Source organism: Deinococcus planocerae (assembly GCF_002869765.1).
GTDB lineage: Bacteria > Deinococcota > Deinococci > Deinococcales > Deinococcaceae > Deinococcus > Deinococcus planocerae.
Window position 1 is genome coordinate 18628 of sequence record NZ_PNOR01000023.1, and the last position, 23731, is coordinate 42358.

24 protein-coding genes and 1 pseudogene are annotated in these 23731 nt (G+C 71.6%); 13 read left to right on the forward strand and 12 right to left on the reverse strand.

The features are described 5' to 3' along the window. Positions 1–313 precede the first annotated feature (313 nt). Positions 314–1204: pseudogene (locus A7B18_RS13800) on the forward strand (carbohydrate kinase family protein); the annotation flags it as partial. A gap of 99 nt (positions 1205–1303) precedes the next feature. Beyond that, complete coding sequence (locus tag A7B18_RS13805) at positions 1304–2251, forward strand: pseudouridine-5'-phosphate glycosidase (protein ID WP_102127327.1); 948 nt, start codon at positions 1304–1306, stop codon at positions 2249–2251. A 131-nt stretch (positions 2252–2382) separates the two neighbouring features. Here A7B18_RS13805 and A7B18_RS13810 read toward each other — a convergent pair whose 3' ends face one another. The 4 genes from A7B18_RS13810 to A7B18_RS13825 form a co-directional block, all read right to left on the reverse strand. After that, positions 2383–3228 (reverse strand): HpcH/HpaI aldolase/citrate lyase family protein, encoded by an 846-nt coding sequence (locus tag A7B18_RS13810; protein WP_102127328.1) that lies wholly within the window; start codon positions 3226–3228, stop codon positions 2383–2385. Between the two features lie 92 nt (positions 3229–3320). After that, positions 3321–3557, reverse strand: a complete 237-nt coding sequence (locus tag A7B18_RS13815; protein WP_102127283.1) for a hypothetical protein — start codon at positions 3555–3557, stop codon at positions 3321–3323. Continuing rightward, a complete protein-coding gene (locus A7B18_RS13820) occupies positions 3554–3937 on the reverse strand; it encodes a VOC family protein (RefSeq protein ID WP_102127284.1) in 384 nt (127 codons plus the stop codon). Before A7B18_RS13820 ends, A7B18_RS13815 begins: the two co-directional genes overlap by 4 nt. A gap of 65 nt (positions 3938–4002) precedes the next feature. After that, positions 4003–4884, reverse strand: a complete 882-nt coding sequence (locus A7B18_RS13825) for an RIO1 family regulatory kinase/ATPase domain-containing protein (protein WP_102127285.1) — start codon at positions 4882–4884, stop codon at positions 4003–4005. Between the two features lie 492 nt (positions 4885–5376). On the opposite strand from A7B18_RS13825, the gene A7B18_RS13830 reads away from it, so the two are divergent. Then, entirely contained in the window at positions 5377–7281 is a 1905-nt protein-coding gene (locus tag A7B18_RS13830; protein WP_245872886.1) for a RecQ family ATP-dependent DNA helicase, read from the forward strand. A gap of 64 nt (positions 7282–7345) precedes the next feature. Here A7B18_RS13830 and A7B18_RS13835 read toward each other — a convergent pair whose 3' ends face one another. Beyond that, on the reverse strand, positions 7346–8317 hold the full coding sequence (locus tag A7B18_RS13835) for an ABC transporter substrate-binding protein (RefSeq protein ID WP_102127286.1): 972 nt from the start codon (positions 8315–8317) through the stop codon (positions 7346–7348). A 189-nt stretch (positions 8318–8506) separates the two neighbouring features. Here A7B18_RS13835 and A7B18_RS13840 point away from each other — a divergent pair, with 189 nt between their 5' ends. After that, positions 8507–9424 (forward strand): hypothetical protein, encoded by a 918-nt coding sequence (locus tag A7B18_RS13840; protein WP_102127287.1) that lies wholly within the window; start codon positions 8507–8509, stop codon positions 9422–9424. A gap of 308 nt (positions 9425–9732) precedes the next feature. On the opposite strand, the gene A7B18_RS13845 is transcribed toward A7B18_RS13840, so the two are convergent. Further along, complete coding sequence (locus A7B18_RS13845; RefSeq protein WP_102127288.1) at positions 9733–11730, reverse strand: S9 family peptidase; 1998 nt, start codon at positions 11728–11730, stop codon at positions 9733–9735. 192 nt (positions 11731–11922) lie between these two features. Here A7B18_RS13845 and A7B18_RS13850 point away from each other — a divergent pair, with 192 nt between their 5' ends. The 3 genes from A7B18_RS13850 to A7B18_RS13860 all read left to right on the forward strand — a co-directional run bounded on the left by A7B18_RS13850 (position 11923) and on the right by A7B18_RS13860 (position 13673). After that, positions 11923–12114, forward strand: a complete 192-nt coding sequence (locus A7B18_RS13850) for a hypothetical protein (RefSeq protein ID WP_102127289.1) — start codon at positions 11923–11925, stop codon at positions 12112–12114. 77 nt (positions 12115–12191) lie between these two features. Then, positions 12192–13295, forward strand: a complete 1104-nt coding sequence (locus A7B18_RS13855) for a M20 family metallopeptidase (RefSeq protein ID WP_102127290.1) — start codon at positions 12192–12194, stop codon at positions 13293–13295. A gap of 78 nt (positions 13296–13373) precedes the next feature. Beyond that, positions 13374–13673, forward strand: a complete 300-nt coding sequence (locus A7B18_RS13860; RefSeq protein ID WP_102127291.1) for a hypothetical protein — start codon at positions 13374–13376, stop codon at positions 13671–13673. Positions 13674–13676: 3 nt separating this feature from the next. Here the strand turns inward: A7B18_RS13860 and A7B18_RS13865 are convergent, their stop codons facing one another. Together A7B18_RS13865 and A7B18_RS13870 are read right to left on the reverse strand one after the other, a co-directional pair. Beyond that, positions 13677–14501, reverse strand: coding sequence for a phosphotransferase family protein (locus A7B18_RS13865; protein WP_180970167.1), 825 nt, complete (start codon positions 14499–14501; stop codon positions 13677–13679). Then, the gene (locus A7B18_RS13870) at positions 14501–15154 is read right to left on the reverse strand and encodes a PIG-L deacetylase family protein (RefSeq protein ID WP_102127330.1); all 654 of its coding nucleotides are present in this window, start codon (positions 15152–15154) and stop codon (positions 14501–14503) included. The genes A7B18_RS13865 and A7B18_RS13870 overlap by 1 nt, the downstream gene beginning before the upstream one ends. A gap of 71 nt (positions 15155–15225) precedes the next feature. On the opposite strand from A7B18_RS13870, the gene A7B18_RS13875 reads away from it, so the two are divergent. From A7B18_RS13875 to A7B18_RS13900, 6 genes are all read left to right on the forward strand, one after another. Continuing rightward, the gene (locus tag A7B18_RS13875) at positions 15226–16227 is read left to right on the forward strand and encodes a GNAT family N-acetyltransferase (RefSeq protein ID WP_102127293.1); all 1002 of its coding nucleotides are present in this window, start codon (positions 15226–15228) and stop codon (positions 16225–16227) included. Further along, positions 16224–17192, forward strand: a complete 969-nt coding sequence (locus tag A7B18_RS13880) for a GNAT family N-acetyltransferase (protein WP_102127294.1) — start codon at positions 16224–16226, stop codon at positions 17190–17192. Before A7B18_RS13875 ends, A7B18_RS13880 begins: the two co-directional genes overlap by 4 nt. After that, positions 17189–18154, forward strand: coding sequence for a GNAT family N-acetyltransferase (locus tag A7B18_RS13885; RefSeq protein WP_102127295.1), 966 nt, complete (start codon positions 17189–17191; stop codon positions 18152–18154). Before A7B18_RS13880 ends, A7B18_RS13885 begins: the two co-directional genes overlap by 4 nt. Before the next feature lie 89 nt (positions 18155–18243). Further along, positions 18244–18930 (forward strand): arginase, encoded by a 687-nt coding sequence (locus tag A7B18_RS13890; protein ID WP_102127296.1) that lies wholly within the window; start codon positions 18244–18246, stop codon positions 18928–18930. An 85-nt stretch (positions 18931–19015) separates the two neighbouring features. Continuing rightward, positions 19016–19561: a VUT family protein gene (locus tag A7B18_RS13895; protein ID WP_180970168.1), complete on the forward strand. Its 546-nt coding sequence runs from the start codon at positions 19016–19018 to the stop codon at positions 19559–19561. After that, positions 19558–19929, forward strand: coding sequence for a hypothetical protein (locus A7B18_RS13900; protein ID WP_102127297.1), 372 nt, complete (start codon positions 19558–19560; stop codon positions 19927–19929). The genes A7B18_RS13895 and A7B18_RS13900 overlap by 4 nt, the downstream gene beginning before the upstream one ends. Positions 19930–20160: 231 nt before the next feature. Here the strand turns inward: A7B18_RS13900 and A7B18_RS13905 are convergent, their stop codons facing one another. From A7B18_RS13905 to A7B18_RS13920, 4 genes are all read right to left on the reverse strand, one after another. Continuing rightward, complete coding sequence (locus tag A7B18_RS13905; RefSeq protein WP_102127298.1) at positions 20161–21303, reverse strand: prepilin peptidase; 1143 nt, start codon at positions 21301–21303, stop codon at positions 20161–20163. A 99-nt stretch (positions 21304–21402) separates the two neighbouring features. Then, positions 21403–22881 (reverse strand): 30S ribosomal protein S12 methylthiotransferase RimO, encoded by a 1479-nt coding sequence (gene rimO, locus A7B18_RS13910; RefSeq protein WP_180970171.1) that lies wholly within the window; start codon positions 22879–22881, stop codon positions 21403–21405. A 108-nt stretch (positions 22882–22989) separates the two neighbouring features. Further along, entirely contained in the window at positions 22990–23415 is a 426-nt protein-coding gene (locus A7B18_RS13915) for a type II toxin-antitoxin system VapC family toxin (protein ID WP_219722132.1), read from the reverse strand. 26 nt (positions 23416–23441) lie between these two features. Beyond that, positions 23442–23699, reverse strand: a complete 258-nt coding sequence (locus A7B18_RS13920; protein WP_102127299.1) for a type II toxin-antitoxin system Phd/YefM family antitoxin — start codon at positions 23697–23699, stop codon at positions 23442–23444. Between the last annotated feature and the right edge of the window lie 32 nt (positions 23700–23731).

Sequence of the window (23731 nt, forward strand, 5' to 3'; positions counted from 1 at the left end):
CACGCCCCCTCTGCTGCGCAGCTTTGCAAGTCACCCCGGCCCTCTCTGGAAGCAGCGCTACGAGTCCTGCGAGAGGAGAGGGGGAAAGAAAGCAAAAGCTTTTGCTCTTTTGAAAACGTCAATCCAGATGCCCCATGAATGGCAGAGAGTGGCCGCTCCTGGCCCACGGCCCCGCCTTGCTCGCGCAGCGAGACGGTGGGCACGCGGGTGGGGTACGACAAGATCAGACCTTGCACTCTGTAGGACCCGTCCACTCACGCCGCCCGTGTGCCCCTGCCCACCACCGCACCCTTTCCTTTACCCTGCTAACGCCATGCCCACCTTCCCCCCACCCCGCGTGCTCGTGGTCGGCGGCGCGAACGTGGACATCAAGGCCCGCACCCTCGCCCCCGCCGTCCCCGGCACGAGCAACCCGGGCCGGACGACCCAGGCCCCCGGCGGCGTGGCCCGCAACGTGGCCGAAAACCTCGCCCGATTGGGGGTGAGCACCGCCCTCATCGCGGCGGTCGGACGCGACCCCCTCGGGGAGGCCCTCCTGCGCGAGACGGCGGCCTCGGGCGTGGACGTGGGCGCCACCCCCCGCACGGACCACCCGACCGGGACATACACGGCGGTGCTCGATCACCGGGGCGACCTGATCGTCGCGGTGGCGGCGATGGACGCGACGGACGCCCTCACCCCCGCCGTCCTCGACGCGCGGCGCGACCTGGTGCGGCACGCGGCCTGGGTCGTCGCCGACGGAAACCTCCGTGCCGAGACACTGGCGCACCTGCTCGGGCTGGCCCAGGAGGCCGCTGTCCCCCTCGTCTTCGAGCCCGTCAGCGTGCCCAAGGCGGCAAGGCTGTCGGCGGCCCTCGCGGCGGGGCTGGCCCCCCACACCGTGACCCCCAACGTGGCGGAACTCGGCGCGCTCGTGGGCCGCCTCGTGCCCGACACGCCGGACGCCCTTCACGCGGCGGCGGGCGAGCTGCACGGGCGGGGCGTCCACACCGTCTGGGTGCGGCGCGGCGAGCGGGGCAGCCTGCTCCTGACCCCGGGGGAAACGCACGCCCTCCCCGCCCTGCCCGCCCGCGTGGCCGACGTGACGGGCGCGGGAGACGCCATGCTCGCCGCCTTCCTCGCCGCCCGGCTCGCCGCCTTCCCCCCCGCCGAGGCCGCCCGCCACGGGCACGCCGCCGCCGCGCTCACGGTCGAGAGTGAGCGCGCGGTCTCGCCCCTCCTGAGCCCTGCGGCCATCCGGGCGCGGCTGGGCTCCGCGGGCGGACAACAGACCCACCCAAGACCTCACCCAAGGAGCCACACCATGCCCACCCCCCTGCCCATCCGCCCCGAAGTCGCCCGCCTGATGGACCTCCACCCCGAGGTCGCCGCCGCCCTCGCCTCCGGGGGGCCGGTCGTCGCGCTGGAGAGCACGATCATCAGCCACGGGATGCCCTTTCCGCAGAACGTCGAGATGGCGCGCGGGGTGGAGGCCGTCGTGCGCGAGAACGGAGCCACGCCCGCCACCATTGCCGTCCTCGGTGGGCGGCTGAAGGTGGGCCTCACCCCCGACGAGTTGCACCTCCTCGCCACCGACCGGGGCGTCCAGAAGATCAGCACCCGCGACCTGCCCGTGACGGTGGCGCTGGGCGGCCACGGGGCGACCACGGTCGCGTCCACCATGCGGATCGCCTCGCTGGCGGGCGTCCGGGTCTTCGCCACGGGCGGCACGGGGGGCGTCCACCGGGGGGCAGGGCAGAGTATGGACGTCAGCGCCGACCTCACCGAACTCGCCCGCACCGACGTGTGCGTGGTGAGCGCCGGGGTCAAGAGCATCCTCGACATCGGCCTGACCCTGGAGGTGCTCGAAACCCAGGGTGTGCCCGCGATCACGCTGGGGTCGGAAGAATTCCCCGCCTTCTACTCGCGGTCGAGCGGCTTTCCCTCGCCGCTGACGGTTCAGACGGAAGCCGAGGCCGCGCGCGTGCTGCACGCCAAGTGGTCCCTGGGCCTGTCGGGCGGCGTCCTCCTCGCCAACCCCATCCCCGAAGGCGCGGAGATTCCCGCCGCCGAGATCACCCCGCAGATCGAGCGGGCGCTGGCCGACATGGCCGCGCTCGGGCTGAGCGGTAAGGAGACGACGCCCTACCTGCTGGGCCGGATGGTGGAGATCACGGGCGGGCGCAGCCTGGAGGCGAACATCGCCCTCGTGCGCCACAACGCGGCGGTGGCCGCAAGGGTCGCGGTGGAGTACGCGCGCTTGACGGGCTGACCTCCGGCCAGGAGGAGCGCCTTACTCGGGTCGGACCCACGCGGGCGAGTCGGTCTGGCGTTCCTCGGCAGGCACCTCGGGCAGACGCTCCCTCAACCACCTCGCCCCGGCGTGCGGGAAAGACAGGCCCGTCAGGCGGGGTCGGCGGGCGTGGGGGCCCGCGCCCCCTCCCACGCCTCCAGCCTCTCCCGCGCCTCGTCCACGTGCATCTGCTCGATCAGGGCGCCGCGGAAGGTGGTGACGCTCTTACCCCCCTGCCGCGCCTCCTCCCACGCGGCGAGCAGGGCGCGGGCCTCCTCCGCCTCCGCCTGGGTCACCCCGAAGGCGAGGTTGGCCGGGGCGACCTGGCCGGGGTGGATCACCGTTTTCCCAGAGAATCCCAGGGTCCGGCCCTGCTCACACTCGCGGGCAAAGCCCTCCGGGTCGCGCACGTCGTTGTACACGGCGTCAAGAGGGACTTTGCCGTGCGCGCGGGCGGCCAGCACCACCGCCGAGAGGGCGTGGAGGAGGGGCAGGCGGTCGGGGTCGGGGCGCGTCCCGAGCGCGCGGGCGAGGTCGTTGGCGCCCACGATCAGCCCCGCCACCCCCGGCACGGCGGCGATCTCGGCGGCGCGCAGCACCCCGAGCGGCGTCTCGACCATCGCCCAGAGGGGGAGGCCGAGGTGCAAGTCGCGCAGGGTGCGGGCGTCCTCCACCTTGGGGAGCACGAGGCCCGCCGCCCCCGCCGTCAGCGCCATCTCACGGTCGGCGTGCTCCCAGGGGGTGCCCAGGCCGTTGACCCGCACGAGGACCGGGCCGGACCAGTGCCACGAGAGCGCCGCCCTCACGTTCTCCCGCGCCGCGTCCTTGGCCTCGGGGGCGACGGCATCCTCCAGATCGAGGATCACGGCGTCGGCGTCCAGCGTGCGGGCCTTCTCGACGGCGCGCGGCTTGTCGCCCGGCACGTAGAGCACCGAGCGCAGGGGCTTAACGCTCACGCTCGGCATTCTCCCGGCGAGGTTTGGCGGCACTCGACCACAGCAGGAAGGGGAGCAGGGCGAGGAAGAACCGCAGGGGGCGTTTCATGGGGTCAGGGTAGCCCTTCCGGCTGGCGGACGCGGAGCCCGGCGAAGCCAAGGGCGTGGGCCACGATGAGCGCCACCTCCTGAGCCGTAAACGCTGCTTCCCCCGGCCCCGACCAGTCTTGGACGATGTACTCCCGCTCCGCCGTTTCCTCGATGCTCAGCAGGTTGAAGGCATCCTGGTAAACCTCCAGATTCATCGAGTCGCGTTCCACAGCGCTCGCCACAATAAATTTCAGGCTCACTCCAGCCCCCAGATACTCGGCGGCGCCAGCTCCAGCACGTTTCCGGCGGGGTCCTCGAAGTACAGGCTCTCGCCTCGGTTGCCCCAGGCATAGCGGGTGACGCTCAGACCGTGCCCCTCCAACCGCGCCTGCCAGGCGTCCGTCTCCTCGCACCCAATCGCCAGACAGACGTGCCCGCCGACTTTTCCCGCGTGGGGCGGCACGTCGCCGGGCTGGGCACTCATGGCCGGATTGAAGATCAGCAGCATGGAGCCCTCCAGCCGGTAAAAGAGGTGGCGCCCCGGGACCTTGCCGTACAGGCTCAGTCCCAGGACACCCGAGTAGAAGGCTTCGGCGGCCTCCAGATCGTCCACGTACAGGCAGGTCTCCAAGGCGCGCATGGGGAGAGCTTAGGGCAGGCGGTCAGCCCTCAGCACGACACAGGTTGGCTGAGGGCTGATCGCTCCTACGGCAGCACCACCCGCGGCGCCGGCGCCACGCCCAGCGCCCGCCGCTGCACCTCGCGCAGGGTGGCCTCGCCGCTCGCCTGGGTCCCGTGCTTGCGAAAGCTGGTCGCCAGGCTCTCGGCGTCGCGGCGCAGCAACTCCTTGAAGTTGGGGTTTTGCCGGGTCGTGAGCTGGGGAAAGTCGATGATCGTCACGGTGTTCTCCCACCAGAGGAGGTTGTAGGTGCTGTAGTCGCCGTGCGCGTAGCCCAGCCGCAGCAGGTGCGCCATGCCGTCCAGGGCTTGATTCCAGGCATTCCGGGCCTCCTCGGGGCTCAGGGCCGCGTCGCTCAGGCGCGGGGCGGGGGCGTCCTCGGTGCCGATCAATCGCATCAAGACGGCGGGGGTGGTCTGCGTGTACTCGTAGGGGCTGGGGCCGACCAGCGGCTCGGGGACGCTGAGGCCCGACCCCCACAGGTGCCACAGGTGCGCGTACTCGGCGGCCACCCACCCCGCCTGAAGCATCTCCAGGCCCCTCTTGCTGCGGCCCTCCATCGCCCTCTTCGCCCGCTCGTCGAGGATGACCTGCCCCTCGCGGTAGATGCCGTCGCGCTTGAAGGACCGGGCCTCCAGCTCGCGGTAGAGCTTGAGGAGGACGCTCCCCCTCGGCCCGCGCGCCACGTACGCCGTGGCCTCCTTGCCGCTCCCCAGTTCGGCGACGACCTCGGTGATGTGCCCCAGGTCGGTGAGGCGGCGGATGGTGTCGTCCTGCTCACCTGCCTCCTCGGCGGTCAGCGCGGAGAGACGGCGGCGACCCAGCGGCTTCTTCGTCTTGTGCTTCTGGCGCTTCCCTGGGCGGGTGTCCGCGTCCGAGAGTTCGTCTTCGAGCCAGCGGACGCTCAAGGGCGCCTCGTTCGGGTGTCACATGGGGGTTGGAACGGCGGGGGCTGGTGCTGCACGGTGGCTCCTGGGATCGGGGGCGAGGGTTCCTCGTTCGGTCGCGTTCAGGCTGACGGTGACAATGATGGTGATGTCGGTCATGTGCAGCACCTCCTTCCGGTGTTGCCCTCACCGTAGCAGGTGAGGCGGGCGTGAGGGAACGGAGGCGGGGCGGATAGGCCATCACGCTTAGGGGTCGGGGGGCAGACCCTCCGGGCTCGGGACTGAAGCCCACCTCACCATCCTGGGGAGGCGGCGCGGCCCCGGTAAAGCGGGCTTGTTCCGGGCATCATCTGCGGGGGTCCCGGTGCCACGAGACTGACTTCCCGCCTCCGCTCCGTCCCGGCTCCTCCAGGCCGGGTGCGCCGGGAGAGCGCGGCCAGATCAGCTCCTCTCCACGCCGGGGCCACCGGGTTTGGGGTGTTTTCCCCCGTGGACGAGAAAGGAACGCCTGTCATGCCCAAGCGCATCCGGTTCCGGGCCTCCGCGCCCGAGCCCGCCAACCCCCACCCGGCGCCCTCCGCCCCGCCCCGGCGCATCCGGGTCAGCGCGCCCCCCGCCGAGCCCACCCCGCCCGAGGACGCCCCCTCCTCTCCCGTCGTCGTCCTTCCCCCTCCCGGGGAGCCCAACCAGCCCGCCGCGCCCCGCGTGACCCTCGCCGAACCGCCGCCCCGCCCCGCTCCGCCCCCTCCCGCTCCGTCTCCGGCGGGCGCCCGCCGGGGCAGGCCGACCAAGGACATGCAGCGGGCGCAGCGCATCGCCCAGGAGGTCTTCGGCTACGACGGGCTCCACGAGGCGCAGAAGGAGGCCATCGCGTCCGTCCTGAAGGGGCGTGACACCCTCGCGATCATGCCGACCGGGAGCGGCAAGTCGGCGATCTATCAGGTCGCGGCGCTCTCGCTGAACGGCCCCACGGTCGTCGTCTCGCCCCTGATCGCCCTGCAACGCGATCAGGTGGAGGCGCTGGAGGAGAGTGCGCCGGGTCAGGCGGCCCTGATCAACTCCACCCTGCGGCCCGCCGAGCGCGAGGCCACCCTCAGCGCCTTCGAGGAGGGCGAGGTCGAGTTCCTCTTCCTGGCGCCCGAGCAGCTCAGCAACGAGGAGACGCTGGCCCGGCTGCGGGAGGCTGAGCCGTCGCTCTTCGTGGTGGACGAGGCGCACTGCGTTTCGGAGTGGGGCCACGACTTCCGGCCCGAGTACCTGCGGTTAGGAGTTGTGGTGGAGGCGCTCGGGCACCCGACCGTCCTCGCGCTGACGGCGACCGCCTCGCCCCCCGTTCGCGCGGAGATCGTGGAGCGGCTGGGGATGCGGGAGCCCGAGATTCTGGTGCGCGGCTTCGACCGCCCGAACATTCGCCTGGGCGTGCGGCGCTTCGAGGACCCGGGGACGAAACGCTCGGCGCTGCTGTCCGAGGTGATCGCCGCCCCCAAGCCGGGCATCGTCTACGCGGCGACCCGCCGGGCGGCGGACGAGCTGGCCCGCGACCTCACGGGGCGCGGGGTGCGGGCGGCGGCCTACCACGCCGGGCTGAACGTGGAGGCGCGAGGGGGGGCGCAGGCGGCCTTTATGGCGGACGAGCTGGAGGTCATCGTGGCGACGACCGCCTTCGGCATGGGGATCGACAAGCCGAACGTGCGCTTCGTGCACCACCTCGACATCTCCGGCTCGGTGGACGCCTACTACCAGGAGATCGGGCGGGCCGGGCGCGACGGCGCGGCCTCGGAGGCCACCCTCTTCTACGCGCCCGGCGACTTGCGGCTGCGCCGCTTCTTCGCGGGGAGCGGCCTGATCGACGCCGATCAGGTCGAACACGTGCTGCGCGCCCTGGAAGAGCACCACGGCCCGGTGGACCCCGAGGAGTTGCGCGAGGAGACGGGCCTGTCGCAGACGAAGGTGCTGACCGCCGTGAGCCGATTGGAAGACGTGGGCGCCGTGGAAATCCTGCCGAGCGGGGAGGTCACCGCGACGGACGGGGCGCAGGCCCCCGAGGTGGTGGCCGAGGCCGCCCTCGCGCAGGCCTACCGCCGCGCCTTCGAGGACTCGCGCCTGGAGATGGTGCGCGGGTACGCCGAGACCGGGGGCTGCCGCCGCGAATTCCTGCTCAACTACTTCGGCGAGGCGTCCACCCCGCCCTGCAACTACTGCGACAACTGCGAGGCGGGGCTGGTGCAGGCGACCGCTGACGGGGACGACGTGCCCTTCGCCCTGGGCACCCGCGTCGCCCACCGCACCTTCGGCGAGGGCCTCGTCATGCGCTACGAGGGCGAGAAGATCACCGTCCTCTTCGACGGGCCGGGGTATCAGACGCTCGCGCTGCCCGTGGTCCTCGATCAGGGCCTGCTGGAGCCGCTCGGGGCCTGAATCCCTGCCAGAGAAGGGGGAGGGGACAGCGACCGCGCGTGTCCCCTCCCCCTTCCCGTGACCCTCAGCGCACCGTCTTGCTGACGAGGCTGTTCGTGTAGAAGTTGGTGGCCCTCGCCCCGGCGGGGAGGCTCCCCTGCCGGACGAGCGCGGCGACGGCCTTCGTCCAGGCGGCGGGGTCGCTGGCGCCCAGCCCATTCGCGCGGGTGTACGCGCTCTGCATCAGGGGCACGCTCGCGCGCAGCACGTCCAGCGAGCCGCCCCCCGTGCCGAAGACGGGCTGGGCGACCCGGAAGGCGCGGGCGGGGTCGGTCACCGTGAACTTCAGCCCCCGCTGACTGGCCCGCACCACCCGCCGGGCGAGGTCCCCGGTCAAGGTCTTGTCGGTGGTGATCAGGCCCGAGCCCACCATCGGGTAGGAGGCGGTCACGTCGAGGGTGTAGACCCGCGTGCCCGAAGTCCGGAGCTGCACGACCTCGTTGTTCACGAAGCCCACGGCGGCGTCCACCCGCCCGGCCCGCACCGCGTCGAGCTGGGTAAATCCGATGGAGGCGAGCCGCACGTCGCGCCCCTCCTGGAGCCCCGCGTCGTCGAGCACGGCCCGCAGCGCGGCGTAGCTGCTCCCGAAGGTGCCGGGGAGGCCCACCGTCTTGCCCTTCAGGTCGGCGGCGGTGCCGAGCGGCTTCGTGCTGAAGACCGTGACCGGCAGCTTCTGGTACATCGCCATGACGTAGCGCACCGGGGCGCCCTGGTTGCGCGCGAAGATCGCGTCCTCGGGGTCGCCCACGATGAAGTCGAGCTTGCCCTGGAGCAGCAGCGGCATGAGTTCGGACACGTAGCCGTGCTGGAACCTGACGTTCAGCCCCTCCGCCCGGAAGTACCCGAGCTTGTCCGCCACGTAAAAGGGCGTGAACTGCACGTTGGGGATGTACCCGAGGCCGATGGCGACCGTGCGGGCGGGGGCCGTCTGGGAGGCTGTGGTCTGGGCCGACGCGGTGCCCAGGGCGAGCAGCGCGAGGAGGGCGGCGGGCTTCATGAGGGCGAGTATAGGAGGACGGCGCGGCGGGACCATGACCGGGGTTGCCAACCCGGCGGGGCCCGTCCCTCGATGAACGCTGGGTGTTCCGGGCAGCCCCGAGCCTCATGTCGGCGGGCAAGACCTGACCTGGGACCGGGTGGTAGACTGCGGGGTACGCCTGCGCGAGTGCGCGGGGAAAGGAAGATCATGACCAACGACACCAACGAGCATCCCCTCGACCCCCGGGGTGACCTGCACGAGACCCCGGAGGAGCTGCGCGACGTCCTCCCCGAGCTTCAGGGCGAGCCCGACGAGGACCCCGTGCTCGACGCCGAGGAGGCCGAGCAGGAGGGTCAGGTCGCCGCGATGGCGGTGATGGACAGCGGCAACGTCTCCGACGACGAGAGCGCCGAGGGCGAAGAGGGCGAGGACGAGTACATCGACGCCGACGACCTGATCGGCCTCCTGAACGAGATGAAGGAGATGCTCGAAGCCCAGGGCAAGGAAATCCGGGGCCTGCGCCGTGAGATGCGCGAACTCCGCGAGGGCCAGGGTGCCCAGGCGAGCGGCTTCAAGCCCCGCGAGGACCGCGGCGGTCAGGGCGGCGGCGGGTTCCGTCCGCGCGAGGACCGCGGCGGGTTCCAGGGTGGCGACCGTGGCGGCTATCAAGGCGGCGGGGACCGAGGCGGCTTCCGTCCCCGTGACGACCGCGGCGGTCAGGGTGGCGGCGGGTTCCGTCCGCGCGAGGACCGCGGCGGGTTCCAGGGTGGCGACCGTGGCGGCTATCAAGGCGGCGGGGACCGGGGCGGCTTCCGTCCCCGTGACGACCGCGGCGGTCAGGGTGGCGGCGGGTTCCGTCCGCGCGAGGACCGCGGCGGGTTCCAGGGTGGCGACCGTGGCGGCTATCAAGGCGGAGGGGACCGGGGCGGCTTCCGCCCCCGTGATGACCGCGGCGGTCAGGGTGGCGGCGGGTTCCGTCCGCGCGAGGACCGGGACCGTAACTTCGGCGACCGCGAGTTCCGCCCGCAGGGGGGCGAGGGCGGCAACCAGGGCGGTCAGGGCGAGGGGTTCCGCCCACGCGCCCGCACCGACCGGGGCTGGGGCAACCGCCGCAACGACGAGTAAGGGTTGAGAGGGAAGGAGGGCCGGGGTGAGAGTCCCGGCCCTCGCCTTTTGCCGGGCAGGGGTGAGGGTCGGGATGAGGCGGGGGCTGAGCAGCCGCAACACTTGATCCCGAGGAGGGTGCAACTCTCCTCCCTCCTTGGCTTGCAAAGCTCCGCAGGAGAGGGGGGAGGACGGGTGGGGATAATGGGCGGGGCGTCAGGCCTACTGGGTAGGGAAGGCGTCTTCCTGGCGGTGGGGGTGGTCACACGCCCCCTCACCCCCACCCTCTCCCGCGAGGGGAGAGGGAGAAAAGAGCCCCTTCTCCTCGCCTACGAGTGCGACGTGTGGTGGCCGAGGCCGTGGGGTCGTTCCTCTTCTCCCGCCAACAAGTGCCCGTCCAGCCACCCCAGGTACTCCTCCAGCCGCCCCATCCTGCGGTCCGGCCTGCCCGAGCGCGAGAGTTCGTGGTCCTCGCCGGGGAAGCGGACGAAGCGCACGGGGACGCCGTGCAGGCGCAGCGCCGCGTACCACTGCTCGGCCTGCTCGACGGGGCAGCGGTGGTCGAGGACGGAGTGGACGATCAGGGTGGGGGTGCGGACGTTCTCGACGTACTTCAGCGGGCTCATGTCCCACAGCCGGAGTGCGTCCTCCTGACGGTGGAAGTTCAGGCCGAGTTCGTCGTCCCAGAAGCGCATCCCGATATCCGAGGTGCCGCCGAAGGAGATCAGGTTGCAGATGCTCCGGTCGGTGACCGCCGCGCGGAAGTGGGTCGTGTGCGCGGTGATCCAGTTTGTCATGTAGCCGCCGTAGCTCCCGCCCATCACGCCCGCGCGGTCGCCGTCGAGCTGGGGAAAGGTCGTCAGGCACACGTCGAAGAAGGCGAGCAGATCGTCCATGTCCACGCTGCCCCAGCGCCCGTGGATGTCCGAGGACCACGCCTGCCCGTACCCGACGCTGCCGCGCGGATTGCCGTAGCAGACCCCGTACCCCCGCGCCGCGAGGAGCTGGAACTCGTGCGTGAAGCCGTGCCCGTAGGCCGTGTGTGGCCCCCCGTGGATGCTCAGCAGGGCGGGCACGCGGCCCTCCCCGTCCGGCAGCAGGACCCACCCCTCCCCCTCGCCAAGGTCGTTCGTGAAGCAGACGCGCGTATGAGCCCGGGCCGGGAAGGGGAGGCGGGCGTGGAGGTCGGTGACCTGCGTGCCGTTGAGTTCCACCTCCGGGAAGCGGTCGGCGCGCTCGCGGATCAGGGCCACGGCGTCCGCGCGGGCCGTGAAGGCGGAGATCACCCCGTCCTCGCGGTGGTCGTGGGGCGTGACCGTCCCGTCCAGCCCGAGGCGGAAGAGGCCGCACGAGCCGCCCACCGTGCTCGGGAAGAGCAGCGTCTCCGCGTCCAGCCACACCGGGCGCTCCGGGAAGGCGCCCACGTGGCAGTCGCCGCCCACCACATTCCCGACCGGGCGGTCCCACCCCTCGTCCAGCCGCCGCCACGCGCCGTCCCTCTCGACGAGGAAAAGGTGGGCGTCTTCGGGCGAGCCCTTCCCCTCCGGGCGGCCCACGAGGACGAAGCGTTCCCCGTCCGGATGCGGTGTGGCCGAGACGATGGCCGAGTTCCAGCGGGTGAGGCGGGTGCGGGTGCCGTCCAGAAGCAACGTGTACGCCTCCTGCCGCCACTGCGCCGCATCGTCCTCAGTCTCGCTGGAGACGAGGAGCACGCCGCGCGAGTCGGGCCACCACGTGTAGGAGGTGACCTCGACCTCGGGCACGTGCCACTCGCGCAACTCATCCGCCGCCACGTCGTAGAGCCACAGCCGGGCGGGAGATTCGGGGAGCCAGTCGCGCCCGTTGAAGCGGTAGCGGGGCCGGGTGATCACGCGGGCCTCACCGCGCTCGTCGCGCTTGTCCTCGTCGTCCCCGAGGCTCAGGAAGGCGAGGAAGCGTCCGTCGGGGCTCCAGCTCACGTCCGTCACCGGGCCCTTAAACCTCGTCACGCGGCGGGCCTCCCCGCCCCCCAGGGGCAGCAGGAAGAGCTGGCCCTTGCCGCCGCGCTCCTCGCGCACGAAGGCGAGCGTCCCCCCGTCCGGCGACGGGCGCGGCGACGTGTCGCGGCCCTCCCCGCGCGTGAGCTGCCGGGCCTCGCCCCCCTCCGAATGCCAGATGTTCGAGCGGTAGCGGGGCTTGGGGAAGTCTTCCTCGGGCCGCGCCGGGTCGTCCTCCTCGACGCGGGAGAGGACGAAGAAGGCGCTGTGCCCGCCTGCGCCCACCTGCGGGTCGGAGGGGAAGACGAGGGCGAGGAGGCTCTCGGGACCGGGCACCGGGTTGTGGGTCATGCCCGCAGTCAATCACGCGGCGGGGACCTCACCCGGCTCATGACGCCTCGCTCAAGGTGGGTTGGCCTTCCTCTCGCGCCGGTCAGGCTGAGATCAGCTACGCTGAATGAACAGCAGCGCGGAACCTCGTTCACCGACCCTTCCGGGACGTGTGGCCGCTGCTTCACCCGACAACTTCGCAGGAGGAACACGATGCAGGAACTGTCATGCACCTGGGTCCCCGGCACCATCGACCTCGTTCGGCTGCGCTTCGCGGGGCGCACGGTCGAACTCACGAGCACCCGCCTCGCGCGCATCTTCGGGCGGGAGGCCCTCAGCGAGCTGTACCTGAGGGGCCGCGCCGTGCTTCGCGCGGACACCCAGCAGATCGCCCTGCTGACCTGAGCCCGCCGCGAAAGGCGCCGCCCCGTCCTGCCGCCCCTGACCCGGGCCGGGCGGGGCCGCTCCTGGCCGGGGGTAGCATGGCCCCCATGCCCCCCGACCTGACCGCCATGATCGCCGACCTGCGCGCCCTGGCGGAAATCGAGTCCCCCTCCACCGACCCCGCCGCCGTGGCCCGCGTGATGGACGTGGTGGGGGCCCGCGCCCGCGAACTGGGCGGCGTCCCCGAGGCGCTCCCCGGCGGCACCCGGGCCTTCTCCTTCGGCGTGGGAGGCGGCGAGAAGCCTCTGCTCGTCCTGACGCACGCCGATACGGTCTGGCCGCACGGCACCCTCGAACACATGCCCTTCCACGTCGAGGGCGACCGCCTCTTCGGCCCCGGCACCTACGACATGAAGGCCGGGATTGTCGGCGTGCTGCACGCGCTGAGGGCCCTGGAGGGACGCTGGCCCCGGGGGGGCGTGCGCCTGCTCCTCACCCCCGACGAGGAGGTGGGCAGCCACGCGAGCCGCCCCCACATCGAGGCCGCCGCCCGGGAGGCCCGCGCCGTGTTCGTGGTCGAGCCGCCCGTGGCCGACTCCCATGCGCTGAAGATCGGGCGCAAGGGGGTGGGCTCGTTCGCGCTGACCTTCCACGGGGTCGCCAGCCACGCGGGCAACAAGCCGCAGGAGGGGGCGAGTGCCGTCACCGAGGCCGCCCGCGCGGTGCTGGAGGTGCAGGCCCTCGCCCGCCCGGACCTGGGCACGACCGTCAGCGTGGGGCGAATTCGGGGCGGCAGCGCCGTGAACGTCATTCCCGCCGAGGCGACCCTGGAAATCGACCTGCGCGCCTCCACGGTGGCGGAGGGCGAGCGCGTCACGGACGCCATCCGCGCCCTCACCCCCGCCGACCCCCGCGTGCGGCTCAGCGTCACGGGCGGCCTGAACCGTCCCCCCTTCGAGCCGGGACCGGGCACGCTCACCCTCTTCGGGCAGGCCCAGGCCATCGCCCGGGATCTCGGCTTCGAGATCGGGGGCGAAGTCGTCGGCGGCGGCAGCGACGGCAATTTCACGGCGCCGCTGTGTCCCACCCTCGACGGTCTGGGCGCTCCGGGTGACGGGGCGCACGCGGCCCACGAGCACGTGCGCCTCGACCGCTGGCCGGACCACGTGCGGCTGCTGACCCGCCTCTTGCAGGAGGTGTAGGCGACAGGCGGGACCGGGGCGTCTTTCCCGCGTCCTGCCCCCCGCGCACCGCGTACCCTGCTGACAAGGAGCCTTCCCATGTTCAACCTCTTCGGTCGGAACAAGCCCGCCGCCAACGCCTACGTTCAGCAGGACGACTCCCAGACCTACCGCGTCCGCGTGCGCACCCGCCCCCACGGCGAGGTCGTCGAGTTCCGCTTCACCAAGAGCGCCCACATCGGCATCGACGACGACGGCAACTACTTTTTCCGCAAGCCCGTGGTCAGCCCGCAGCACTTTGACCGGGGCGAGTTCGTCGTCCGCTTCGACCGCCGCTACAACGTGACGGGCACGGATGCGGAGGGGGTGGACTTCATCCCCGTCAGCGAGTGGGAGTGAGGGTCAGGTCCTGGCCTTCCACGCCCGCGTCCAGCGCGCGACGTGCCACAACTCCCCGTCGGCGAAGCGGCCCCGCAGGTCCCGGCGCATGAACTCGCCCGCCCAGGCCAGGAAGGGGGCCATGTTCTCCAGCCGCCCCCCGCCCCGCGCGTACCCCGCCAGGTAGCCCCGCCGGAAGAGCAGAAGCGCCCGCCGCCTCGTTCCGGACAGTGGCCACACCGACGGATCGGCGCTCAGGATGCTCAGCGTGCGGGCCACGTCGAGCCGCGCGTCGCCCAGGGCCACGTTCTCCCAGTCGAGGACGGCGCTCACCTGCCCGCCCTCCACGAGCACGTTGAAGGGGTGATAGTCGAGGTGGAGCCAGGAAGGGGAGGCCGGGACTCCTGTGGGTCCGCCCAGCACCCGCAGGGCCGCGTGCGCCTCGGCGGGGACGGGCAGGGCGTGCAGCCGGGCGTGCGTCTCCCCGAAGGCCAGGCCGAGGTCGTGGGCGTGTTCGGGCACCTGCTCCAGCGCGGCCCGGAGCGGCACCCCCGGCGCCCACGCCTGCACGAGGACGGCGTGCTCGCCCGTCTCGCCCACGGCCACGACACGCGGCACTGGGTAGCCGCCCGCCCGCAAAGCCTCCGCCAGCCGCGCGAGTCCGTGTGCCGTCCCCGCCTCCGACCGTGGATACAGCCGCGCCGCGAAGGTCCCCTCCGCCGCCTCCACCCGCCAGCTCGGGTTTCCCGACGCGCCCGGCAGCCGCTCCACGTCCCGCACGGTGTAGCCGAGGCTCTGGGTCGCAACGCGAACCGCCGACGCCCCCTCCCCCCATTCACCGCTGACCACTACCCACCGACCTCGTGAAACGTCTCCTCCGTGATTCGTCCCGGGAACTTGCGCAGGAAATCCACCGTGCTCAGCGCCTGGGTGCGGTGGCAGGCGATGGCCTGGAGTTTGCGGGTGATGCGGCTCGTCACATCCCGGCGCACGTTGGGGGCGAGCCACAGGGCGCGCAGCTCCTCGTTCTCGGGCGGAACGGGGTTGGCGTAGTACCACAGGCGGGGCCGCTCGCCCTCCGGCAGGCTTTCCCAAGCCTCGCGCACGGCCCGGTGGGTGGTCACGTGGTCCGGGTGCCCGTTGCCGCCGTTGGGCGGGAAGGTGAGGACGGTCTCGGGGCGGTGACGGAGCATGGCCTCCCGCGCGACCTCCACCAGCGGCCCAAAGGGCTGGTCTTTGAGGTACTTGTCGGGAAAGGCGTGCTGCTCGTGCACCGTCAGGCCGATCACGTCGAGGCAGGCGCGGAGTTCGGCCTCCCGCATCCGGGCGAGTTCCTCGGGGCCGTCCGCCAGCCCCAGGGTGCGCCCCGCCTCCCCGCGCGTGAGGGTGACGAGGCCGCAGGGGCGGCCCTCGTCCAGCAACTCCATCAGGGTGCCCGAGGCGCCGTACACCTCGTCGTCGGGGTGGGGGACGATCAGGAGGAGGTTCAGCCGCTCGTTCATGCGGGCAGGATAGGCGAGATAGCGCAAGCGGCGGATGCGCCTATGACGGGAGGCGGAGCAGGATGAGGGCAATGAACGTCACCCAGACCAGCTTCACCCTCCGTGCCCTGCGCAAGCCGGACGACTACCCGGGTGCGGCCCGCGTCCTCACCGCCGCCAACCCCGAGTGGCCCGTCACCCCCGACCTCCTCGCCGTGTGGGACGGGGCCCGCGACCCGGCCCTCTTCTACACCGAGGCCGTCGCCGAGGCGGGCGGGCAGGTGGTGGGGGCGGGGGGCATCGGCCACGACGATTTCGCCTTCGAGGAGTGGCGCTACTGGGGCAACCTCGCCGTCCACCCGGACGCCCGGGGACGCGGCATCGGCTCGGCGCTGTACGACACATTGCTGGAGCGAGTGAGGGCCCGGGGTGCGCGCGAGGTCCGCACCATGCTCACCGACGCGCCGCACCACGACCCGGGCCGCGCCTTCCTCGAACGCCGGGGCTTTTGCGTCTCCTGGGAGCGCTACGAGTCGCGCCTGAACACGGCGGAGGTGGACCTGGGCTCTCTGGGCGGGCTGCTCGACCGGGTGCAATCGGAGGGCCTCGAACTCCGCAGCGTCGCCGAGCTGGCGGACGATCCCGAGCGTGACCGCAGGCTCTGGGAACTCGACTGGCTCCTCTTTCAGGACGTGCCGATGGGAAGCGCCCTCACCAAGCGGCCCTTCGAGGCGTGGGTGAGGCAGGAGGTGGAGGACCCGACCTTCGCGCCGGAGCTGTCCTTCGTGGCGCTGCGCCCGGGGCTGGACGACCCCCTCACGGGCCCCTACGTCGCCTACACGACCCTGATGCAGACCCCCGGCGGCCCCTACGTGATCGGCATGACGGGGGTGCGGCGGGGGGACCGGGGCCGGGGCGTCGCCAAGGCGCTCAAGGTGGCGGCGATGCGGGCGCTGGCGGGGCGGGGCGGCGGCGAGATTCGCACCATGAACGACAAGCCCAACGCCGCGATGCTGGAGATGAACCGGGCCCTGGGCTTCAAACGCGGCCCCACCCACTTCCGCTACGAACTGCACCTCGGCGGTGGGGCGTGAACGTCCGCGAGGCCACGGACGCCGACTACCCGGCCCTCGCCGATTTGCAAGGCACGGTGTGGCCCGACCACGGGACGACCGGGGACCTCCTCGCCCACGAGGACCGCGAATTGCGTGACCACCCCCGCGGTCCCCACCTGTGGCGCGTCGTGGTGGAAGAGGACGGGCGGGTGGTCGGCACCGCGTCCGCCCTCCAGTACCCGGGCATGTTCCACCCGGACCGCTACCACGTGGACCTCCTCGTCCACCCGGAGGCGCAGGGGCGGGGCGTGGGCCGCGCGCTCGCCGGGGCGATGGACGCTCACCTGGGAGAACGCGGCGCCCGCGAACTGCTCTCGGGCACCCAGGAGGACTGCCCGCGCGGCCTCGCCTTCCTGGCCCGGCAGGGCTTTGCCGAGGTCATGCGCTTTTTCGACAACGTGTTGGAGTTGGGCGAGTTCGACCCCTCCGCCTGGGAGGACGCCGCCCGTCTCCCCGCCCCCTACCGCCAGGCCACCCTCGCCGAAGTGATCGCCGAGGTGGGGGAGGAGCCCGCCTGGCACGCCTACTTCGACGCGGTGGTGGAGATTCGGGAGGACGTGCCGCGCACGGGGGAGGCGACCCCCATCGTCTTCGAGCACTTCCGCAAGCGCGGAGACGACCCGCGCTTCCTGCCGCAGGGTGTGTTCTTCGCGCTGACCCCGGGCGGTGAGGTCGCGGCGATGACCGAGCTGTACACGGACGCCGTGGACCCCGCCAAACTGCACACGGGTCTGACCGGCGCCCGCCGCGCACACCGCAGGAAAGGCTTGGCGCTGGCCCTCAAGCTCGCGGCCCTGGGCGTCGCCCGGGAGCGCGGCGCGGCGAGCGTCTGGACCGGGAACGCCACGACCAACGCGCCCATGCTCGCCCTGAACACCCGCCTGGGTTTCCGCCCCCGCCCCGCCTGGATCGAGATGCGGCGCGGCACGGTGGAGGACGCATGACGTTCGCGGTGCGCCCCGTTGGGGAAGGCGAGTGGGACGCTGCCGGGCGCGTCTACACCCTCGCCGTGCCCCACGACCCCTTCAGCGGCGCCGACTTCCGCAAGCGGGACGCCGAGCAGCGCGGCTGGGGCTACACCACCGCCACCCTCGTCGCCCTGGACCCGGCGGGGGAGGTGGTGGGCGTCGCCTCGTACTCGCAGAACCCCGGCGCCTACCACCCGCGCCGCTACACGCTGGAGGGCGCCGTCCACACGGAGCGGCAGGGCCACGGGGCGGGACGTGCGCTGTGGGACGCGGTGCGGGCCGATCTGACCCGCCACGGCGCCGAGTCCGTCCGCGTCCTGGCCCGGGAGGATCACCCGGTCGCCCCCGGTTTCCTGACCCGGCGCGGCTTCGTGGGCGACAAGCGGTACTTCACGGGTTCGCTCGACCTGACCACCTTCGACGACTCGGGCTACCGGGAACTAGAGGGCCGTTTAGCCGCCCGGGGCGTGCGCGTCCGCAGCCTCGCCGAGTTGCGGGCCGCCGCCGTGCCCGACCTCACCGCCCGCCTTCACGCCCTGATGAGCGACGTGCGGGGGGACGTGCCCCGCTCGGAACCCGCCACGCCCCTCTCCCGCGAGGTGTTCGAGGAGGCCGTCCTCGGCGACCCCGGCCTGCTCGAAGACGCCTACCTCGTCGCCGAATATCAGGGGGACTGGATCGGCCAGACCACCCTTTTCCGCAGTGAGGCGAGCCCCGACCTCCTCACCGGCCTGACGGGCGTGACCCGCGGGTGGCGCGGCCAGGGAGTCGCCACCCTCCTCAAGTTGCACGCGATCCGGGCGGGCCGCGCGCTGGGCGGCACCCTGATCCGCACCGACAACGCCAGCGACAACGCGCCCATGCTCGCCGTGAATGGCCGCCTGGGCTTCGTGCGCGACCCGGCGAGCGTGAGCTACGTCAGGACCTTCGGGGGTTGAGAGGGGGTGTCGAGGGGTGGCCTTCCGTGCGATAAGGGGAGAAGCGTGTCACCCCCACCCGGCTTTCCTCGTTCCCGGTTTCCCTCCCCATGCTCTTGAGCCTCGACTGGGACGCCTTCAGCGGCACCGTTCCCCTCGTCTTCGACGCGCCGATCTGGGGCACCGCCGACCGTGAGCACGACCGGCTGGAGGCGTGGCGGGACCGGGCCCGCAGACGTGACCCGCGAGCACCGGGCTGGACGGCCCTCGCCGCCGACTTCCCCCTCTATCCCGGTTGGAAGGGGTTGGAGCGTTACGCGGGCATCCCCACCACCGTGACCCTCACGCACGCGGACGCGTGGGCGTGGCTTGAGGCCCACCCCGGTGAGGACGTGCTGAACGTGGACAGCCACCACGACCTGTTCAGCCTCAGCGGCGACGCTGGGCGGGTGCGGCCCGGCAACTGGGCGGGGCTGGGGCTGCGCGCGGGGCTCATCCGCCGCTACACCTGCCTCTACCCCGACTGGCACGCCGGGCTCCCCGTCGCCGAGGGCTTCGACCTGGGGCGGACGCGGGCGGAGATCGGGCCGCATCTCCTGTCCGGGGTGTTGGAACGGGTGACCCTTCGGCGCATGGGCTCTCCCGGCGAGGGCCTGCCCGACCCCTCCGAGGTGAGCGCCGTGCTGCTCGTGCAGTCGCCCGCGTGGACGAGTCCGGCACATGACCCGGATTTTCTGGAGCTGGCCCGCGCGTTGAATGCCGTCCCGCTGACCCCGCCGCTGGGCCGCTCAGGGTAAGAGACCCTCCCTTTCTCCCCGGCGTGCACCTGATACCTTTTGACGCGGCCCGTGACCTGTTCTGTCGCTGTGGCCGGAGGACGCCGTGACTATTCCTGCCCTGCGCCGCACGCCCGTGCTGCTGACGCTCCTGTACGCCTCGAGCATCCTGCTCGCCAACCTGACCCTGAACCAGTTCATCCCCCTGCCCGTCTTCGGGCTGCTGAGCGTGGGAACGATCTTTTTCGCGGCGGTCTTCACCCTGCGCGACCGCATCCACCGGGAGGGCGGGCTGAAGGCCGTCTACGTCGCCATCGCGGCGGCCCTCGTGGTGAACACCCTCGCCGCGCTGCTGACGGGCACCCCGTGGAGATTTATCGGGGCGTCCTTTCTGGCGATCCTGGTGGGCGAACTCGCGGACACCGCCGTGTACCAGCGCCTGATCCGGAAGAGCTGGTGGACCCGTGTGCTGACGAGCAACGCCGTGAGCGTGCCGCTCGACTCGGTGATCTTCACGCTGCTCGCCTTCTGGGGCGACATGAGCACGCGCGACATCGGGCAGATCATCTTCGCCGACATCCTCGCCAAGTACGCCATCGCCGCCCTGTTCGCCCTGCGGGTGCGTCACGCTGCCCGCGCCGCCGCCTCGTGACCGTCCCCACTCCCGCCGAGCGGCTGAAGACCATCGCCAACGCGAGGCCGGGGCTGCCCACCGTCGTCGAACACGTCCTGCACCTGCCCGAGCTGTGCCCGGCGACCCACAACCCGGCACCCGGCAGCACCCTCACCCTGCGGTACGAGGCGGGCGAGCGGCTACTCGAACTGTTCAGCCTCGACGCGTACGTCGACGCCTTCGTGGGGCACCCGGTCGTGCGCGACATGGAGTTCTTCGTCCAGACGGTCGCTCAGGATTCCGCCGATGCTCTGGGGGCGGAGGTGACGGCCAGCGCCGACGTGCGTTTCAAGGCGCTCAGGCAGGAGCAGAGGGTGACGGTGCTGGCGCGGCCCGAGGTGGGCTGACGCCGCAGCCGAAGGGGTACGCTTGGACATGGCGAACCGGAACCTGTTCATGTCTGGCGTGATCAAGTGGGCCAAACAGACTACGGGCGGCAGCTCGGCACAGGAGAGCCCTCCTCGCCTTCGCAACAATGGGGAGGAGGGTCTTGGTGTGCCTGTCCCCGTCGGCCCCCGCCCCTTTCGAGGAGGCGCCCACGCTTTCCCTCCCGAGGTCGAGGAGGAGGCCGCGGGACCCTACAGCCCCAGCATCCCCCGGTAGCCCTGCACGATGGCCCCGCCCCAGACCAGCGCGACGACCGCCCCGAGGGCGAGGTAGGGGCCGAACTTCACCCGGTTCTCTTTCTTCAGGGCGAGTTGCAAGAGGCCCAGCACCGCCCCCGCCACGACCGCCACGACGACCGCCACGAGCAGCCGCTCCCACCCCAGGAACGCGCCGATCACGGCGGCGAGCTTCACGTCCCCGAAGCCCATCGCCGAGGGGTCGAAGGGGGCGTCCGCCTCGCCCTCGGGCTCGGATTTGAGCCACCAGTACACGCCCGCGACGAGGGAGGCCGCCCCCGCCGCCATCAACGCTCCCTGCACCATCACGATCAGGCCGGGCCCGAACCCGCTGCCCCCCAGCGCCACGGAGACGAGGAAGCCGCCCAGCGTGACGACCTCCGGCACCCGCACCACCCGCCGTGCCGTGAGGTTCACCCCCGCCGCAAGAAGGGCCGCCCCCAGCCCCCACCACGGCCCCAGCCACGCGCCCGCGAGCAGGGCGAGGCTGAGTTGCTGGTAGCCGATGGGCGCCTCCGGGTACTGCCGCTCCCGGAAGCGCCGCAGCACCCACGACCCGATCAGGTCGATGGTGACGAGCAGCCCCGCGCCGAGGAGGGCGCCCTGAACCGCTCCTTGGAAGGTCGGAAGCCCCGCCTCCGCCGCCCCCGAGCGTGTGTTCAGAAACGCGAAGGCGAGCCCCAACGCCACGCCCGGCAACGTCAACTCGTCGGGGATGGTGTAGGTGTCGAGGTCGATGGCGCTCGCCACGAGAAGCAGGGTGAACAGCACCATCAGCCCCAGCGTGCCCACCCCGTAGGTCGTCAGCGGAAAGAGGGCCGCGATGACCGCGTACCCCAGCCCGGTCAACGCCTCCACGACCGGGTAGCGGGACTTGATGGGCGAGCGGCAGTACCGGCACTTGCCCCCCAGCGCCAGCCACGAGCCCACCGGCACGAGGTCCAGGGGAGCGAGGCGGTGGTCGCATCCGGGGCAGTGGCTGGGCGGGAAGGCGACGTTTTCCCCGCGTGGCAGCCGCCAGACCAGCACGTTCGAGAACGAGCCCACGAGCAGCCCGAGGACACCCGCGAACACCACGAGGAGAAGGTCGAGACTCACCCTCCGAGTCTAGGCCGCCCGCTCTGACAGGAGGCTTGCGAGGACCGGGTGAGGAAGGGGGCGCGGCTCACCCGGCCCGCGCCCCCCGTCCTCTCCCGCTCAGTGCTTGCCGAAGTGTCCCAAGAGCGGCACGTTCGGACGCCACTCGGGCCGCTCGACCACCTCGCCGTAGAGGTCGTACTCGTCGCTGTCCTCGATGCGGGCCCGCACGATGTCGCCGATTTTCACCTGCCCTGCGAAGTCCCCCGCGTAGAGGTAGACCTGACCGTCGATGCCGGGAGCGTCGCCCTTCGTGCGGCCAATGAGCCGCGTGCCCGGCAGGTCGTCCTCGTCGTCGTTGAACTCGTCCACGATCACGTCCAGCACTCGGCCCACCTTCTCGGCCAGCCGCTCGGCGCTGATGCGCTGGGCGACCTCCATGAAACGGGCGAGGCGCTCCTGCTTGACCTCCTCGGGCACGGCGTCCGGCAACTTGTTCGCGTCCGCCTCGTCCACGTCGGAGTAGGGGAAGGCGCCCACGCGGTCGAGCCTCGCTTCCTCCAGGAAGGTCAGCAGCTCCTGGAAGTCCTCCTCCGTCTCGCCGGGGAAGCCCACGATGAAGGTCGAGCGGATAGCCAGCTCCGGGCAAATCTCGCGCCAGCGGCGAATGGTGTCGAGCTGCTTGCCCGCGCCGGGCCGCCGCATCAACCTCAGGATTTTGGGCGAGGCGTGCTGAAGGGGCACGTCGAGGTAAGGCAGGATCTTGCCCTGCGCCATCAGCTCCACCAGCCGCTCGACGTGTGGATACGGGTAGACGTAATGCATCCGCACCCACGCGCCCATCTCGCCCAGCCGCTCCGCGAGGTCCGTGAGGTGCGCGCGGACCTGCCCGCCCTGGAACTCCGACTCGCGGTACCGCACGTCCACCCCGTAGGCCGAGGTGTCCTGCGAAATCATCATCAGTTCCTTGGTGCCGCCCGCAATCAGGCGATACGCCTCGTACAGCACCGCGCCCGCGTCGCGCGAGACCTGCCGCCCGCGCAGCTTGGGAATGATGCAGAAGGCGCAGGTGTGGTTGCACCCCTCCGCGATCTTCACGTAGGCGTAGTGGCGGGGCGTGAGCTTGACTGAGGGGGCGAACACGTCGCCGTGCCGGGTGACCTCCTGCTCGGGTCGCATTCCGGGGGCGGCGACGGGCAACAGCCCCGTGAAGGCGTCCGTCTCGATGGGCAGCAGCTCGCGCACGTGGCCCATCACGTCGTCCACGGCCTCGGAGCCGGTGATCGCCGCGACCTTGGGGTGGCGTTCCAGAATCTTCTCGGGGCGCTCGCCCAGGCAGCCCGTCACGATGACCTTGCCCGTGGCGTCGAGCGCCTCGCCGATGGCGCTGAGGCTCTCCTCCACGGCGGGGGTGATGAAGCCGCAGGTGTTGACGATGACGGCGTGCGCGTCCTCGTAGCTGGGGGCCACCTCATACCCTTCCGCGCGCAGTTGGGTCAGGATGCGTTCGCTGTCCACCAAGGCCTTCGGGCAGCCCAGGCTGATGAAGCCGACTTTCTTCGTTTGATTCGCCGTGCGGGGCACGGGATGGTCTGCAATGGTCAAGGTCTGTTCCCCTTCGCTCACGCGCCGCAGTTCAGGGGAGGGCGCGGAGACTTCCAGCCGAGTAGTCTACAGGGCGGGAGGAGGGGAGGGGTAGGGCGGGTGTCACATCGGGAGGGGCTCGTCCCAGGGGTTGAACACACGCACGCCGAAACCCTGAAAGTCGCCCACGTTGCGCGTGACCATCGTCAGGTCATGGTGCAGGGCGGTTGCCGCGAGCAACGCGTCCATGCAGGGAACCTGTTTGGGACGGCGACCCGAGGCCAAGATCATGCGCGCCCAGGTGGTCATCACCCCGTCGTCCGGCGTCAGGATGCGGCCCTGGTAGTCGGGACGGAGGATGTCGTCCAACCACAGTCGCAGCCGGGCACGTTTGGAGGGGTCGGTCAAGTCCTCCGTCCCAAACTCCAATTCGCCCAATGTGATGCTGCTGATGTAAAGGCGTGGGAGCGGTATAGTCCGCAAGAACGCGACGACGCCCGGCGCAGGTTGAGGCTTGGTGGCCTGGCTGACGACATTGGTGTCCAGCAAGAACCCAGCTCCAGGGAAAGCACGGATCAAAGATCAACCTCGCGCCCGGTTCCGGGGAGACGCACGGGCTCGAACTCCTCGATCTTCGGCGCCGCCTCGAAGGTGGACCAGCCGCTCCGCACCGCTGTCTCGTCCTCTCGAAACTGAGAAGCGTCCAGTATGACCACGGCAGGTTGCCCGCGCCGGGTCACGAGCTGGGGTTGGCCTGCTTGGGCACGGCGCACGAGGTCCGAGAACTGGGCCTTCGCGTCTTCCAACTTCCAAATCTTGGGTTTGACGGTCATAGGGCGCCCCCTCCTGGTCAGCTAACCAGATC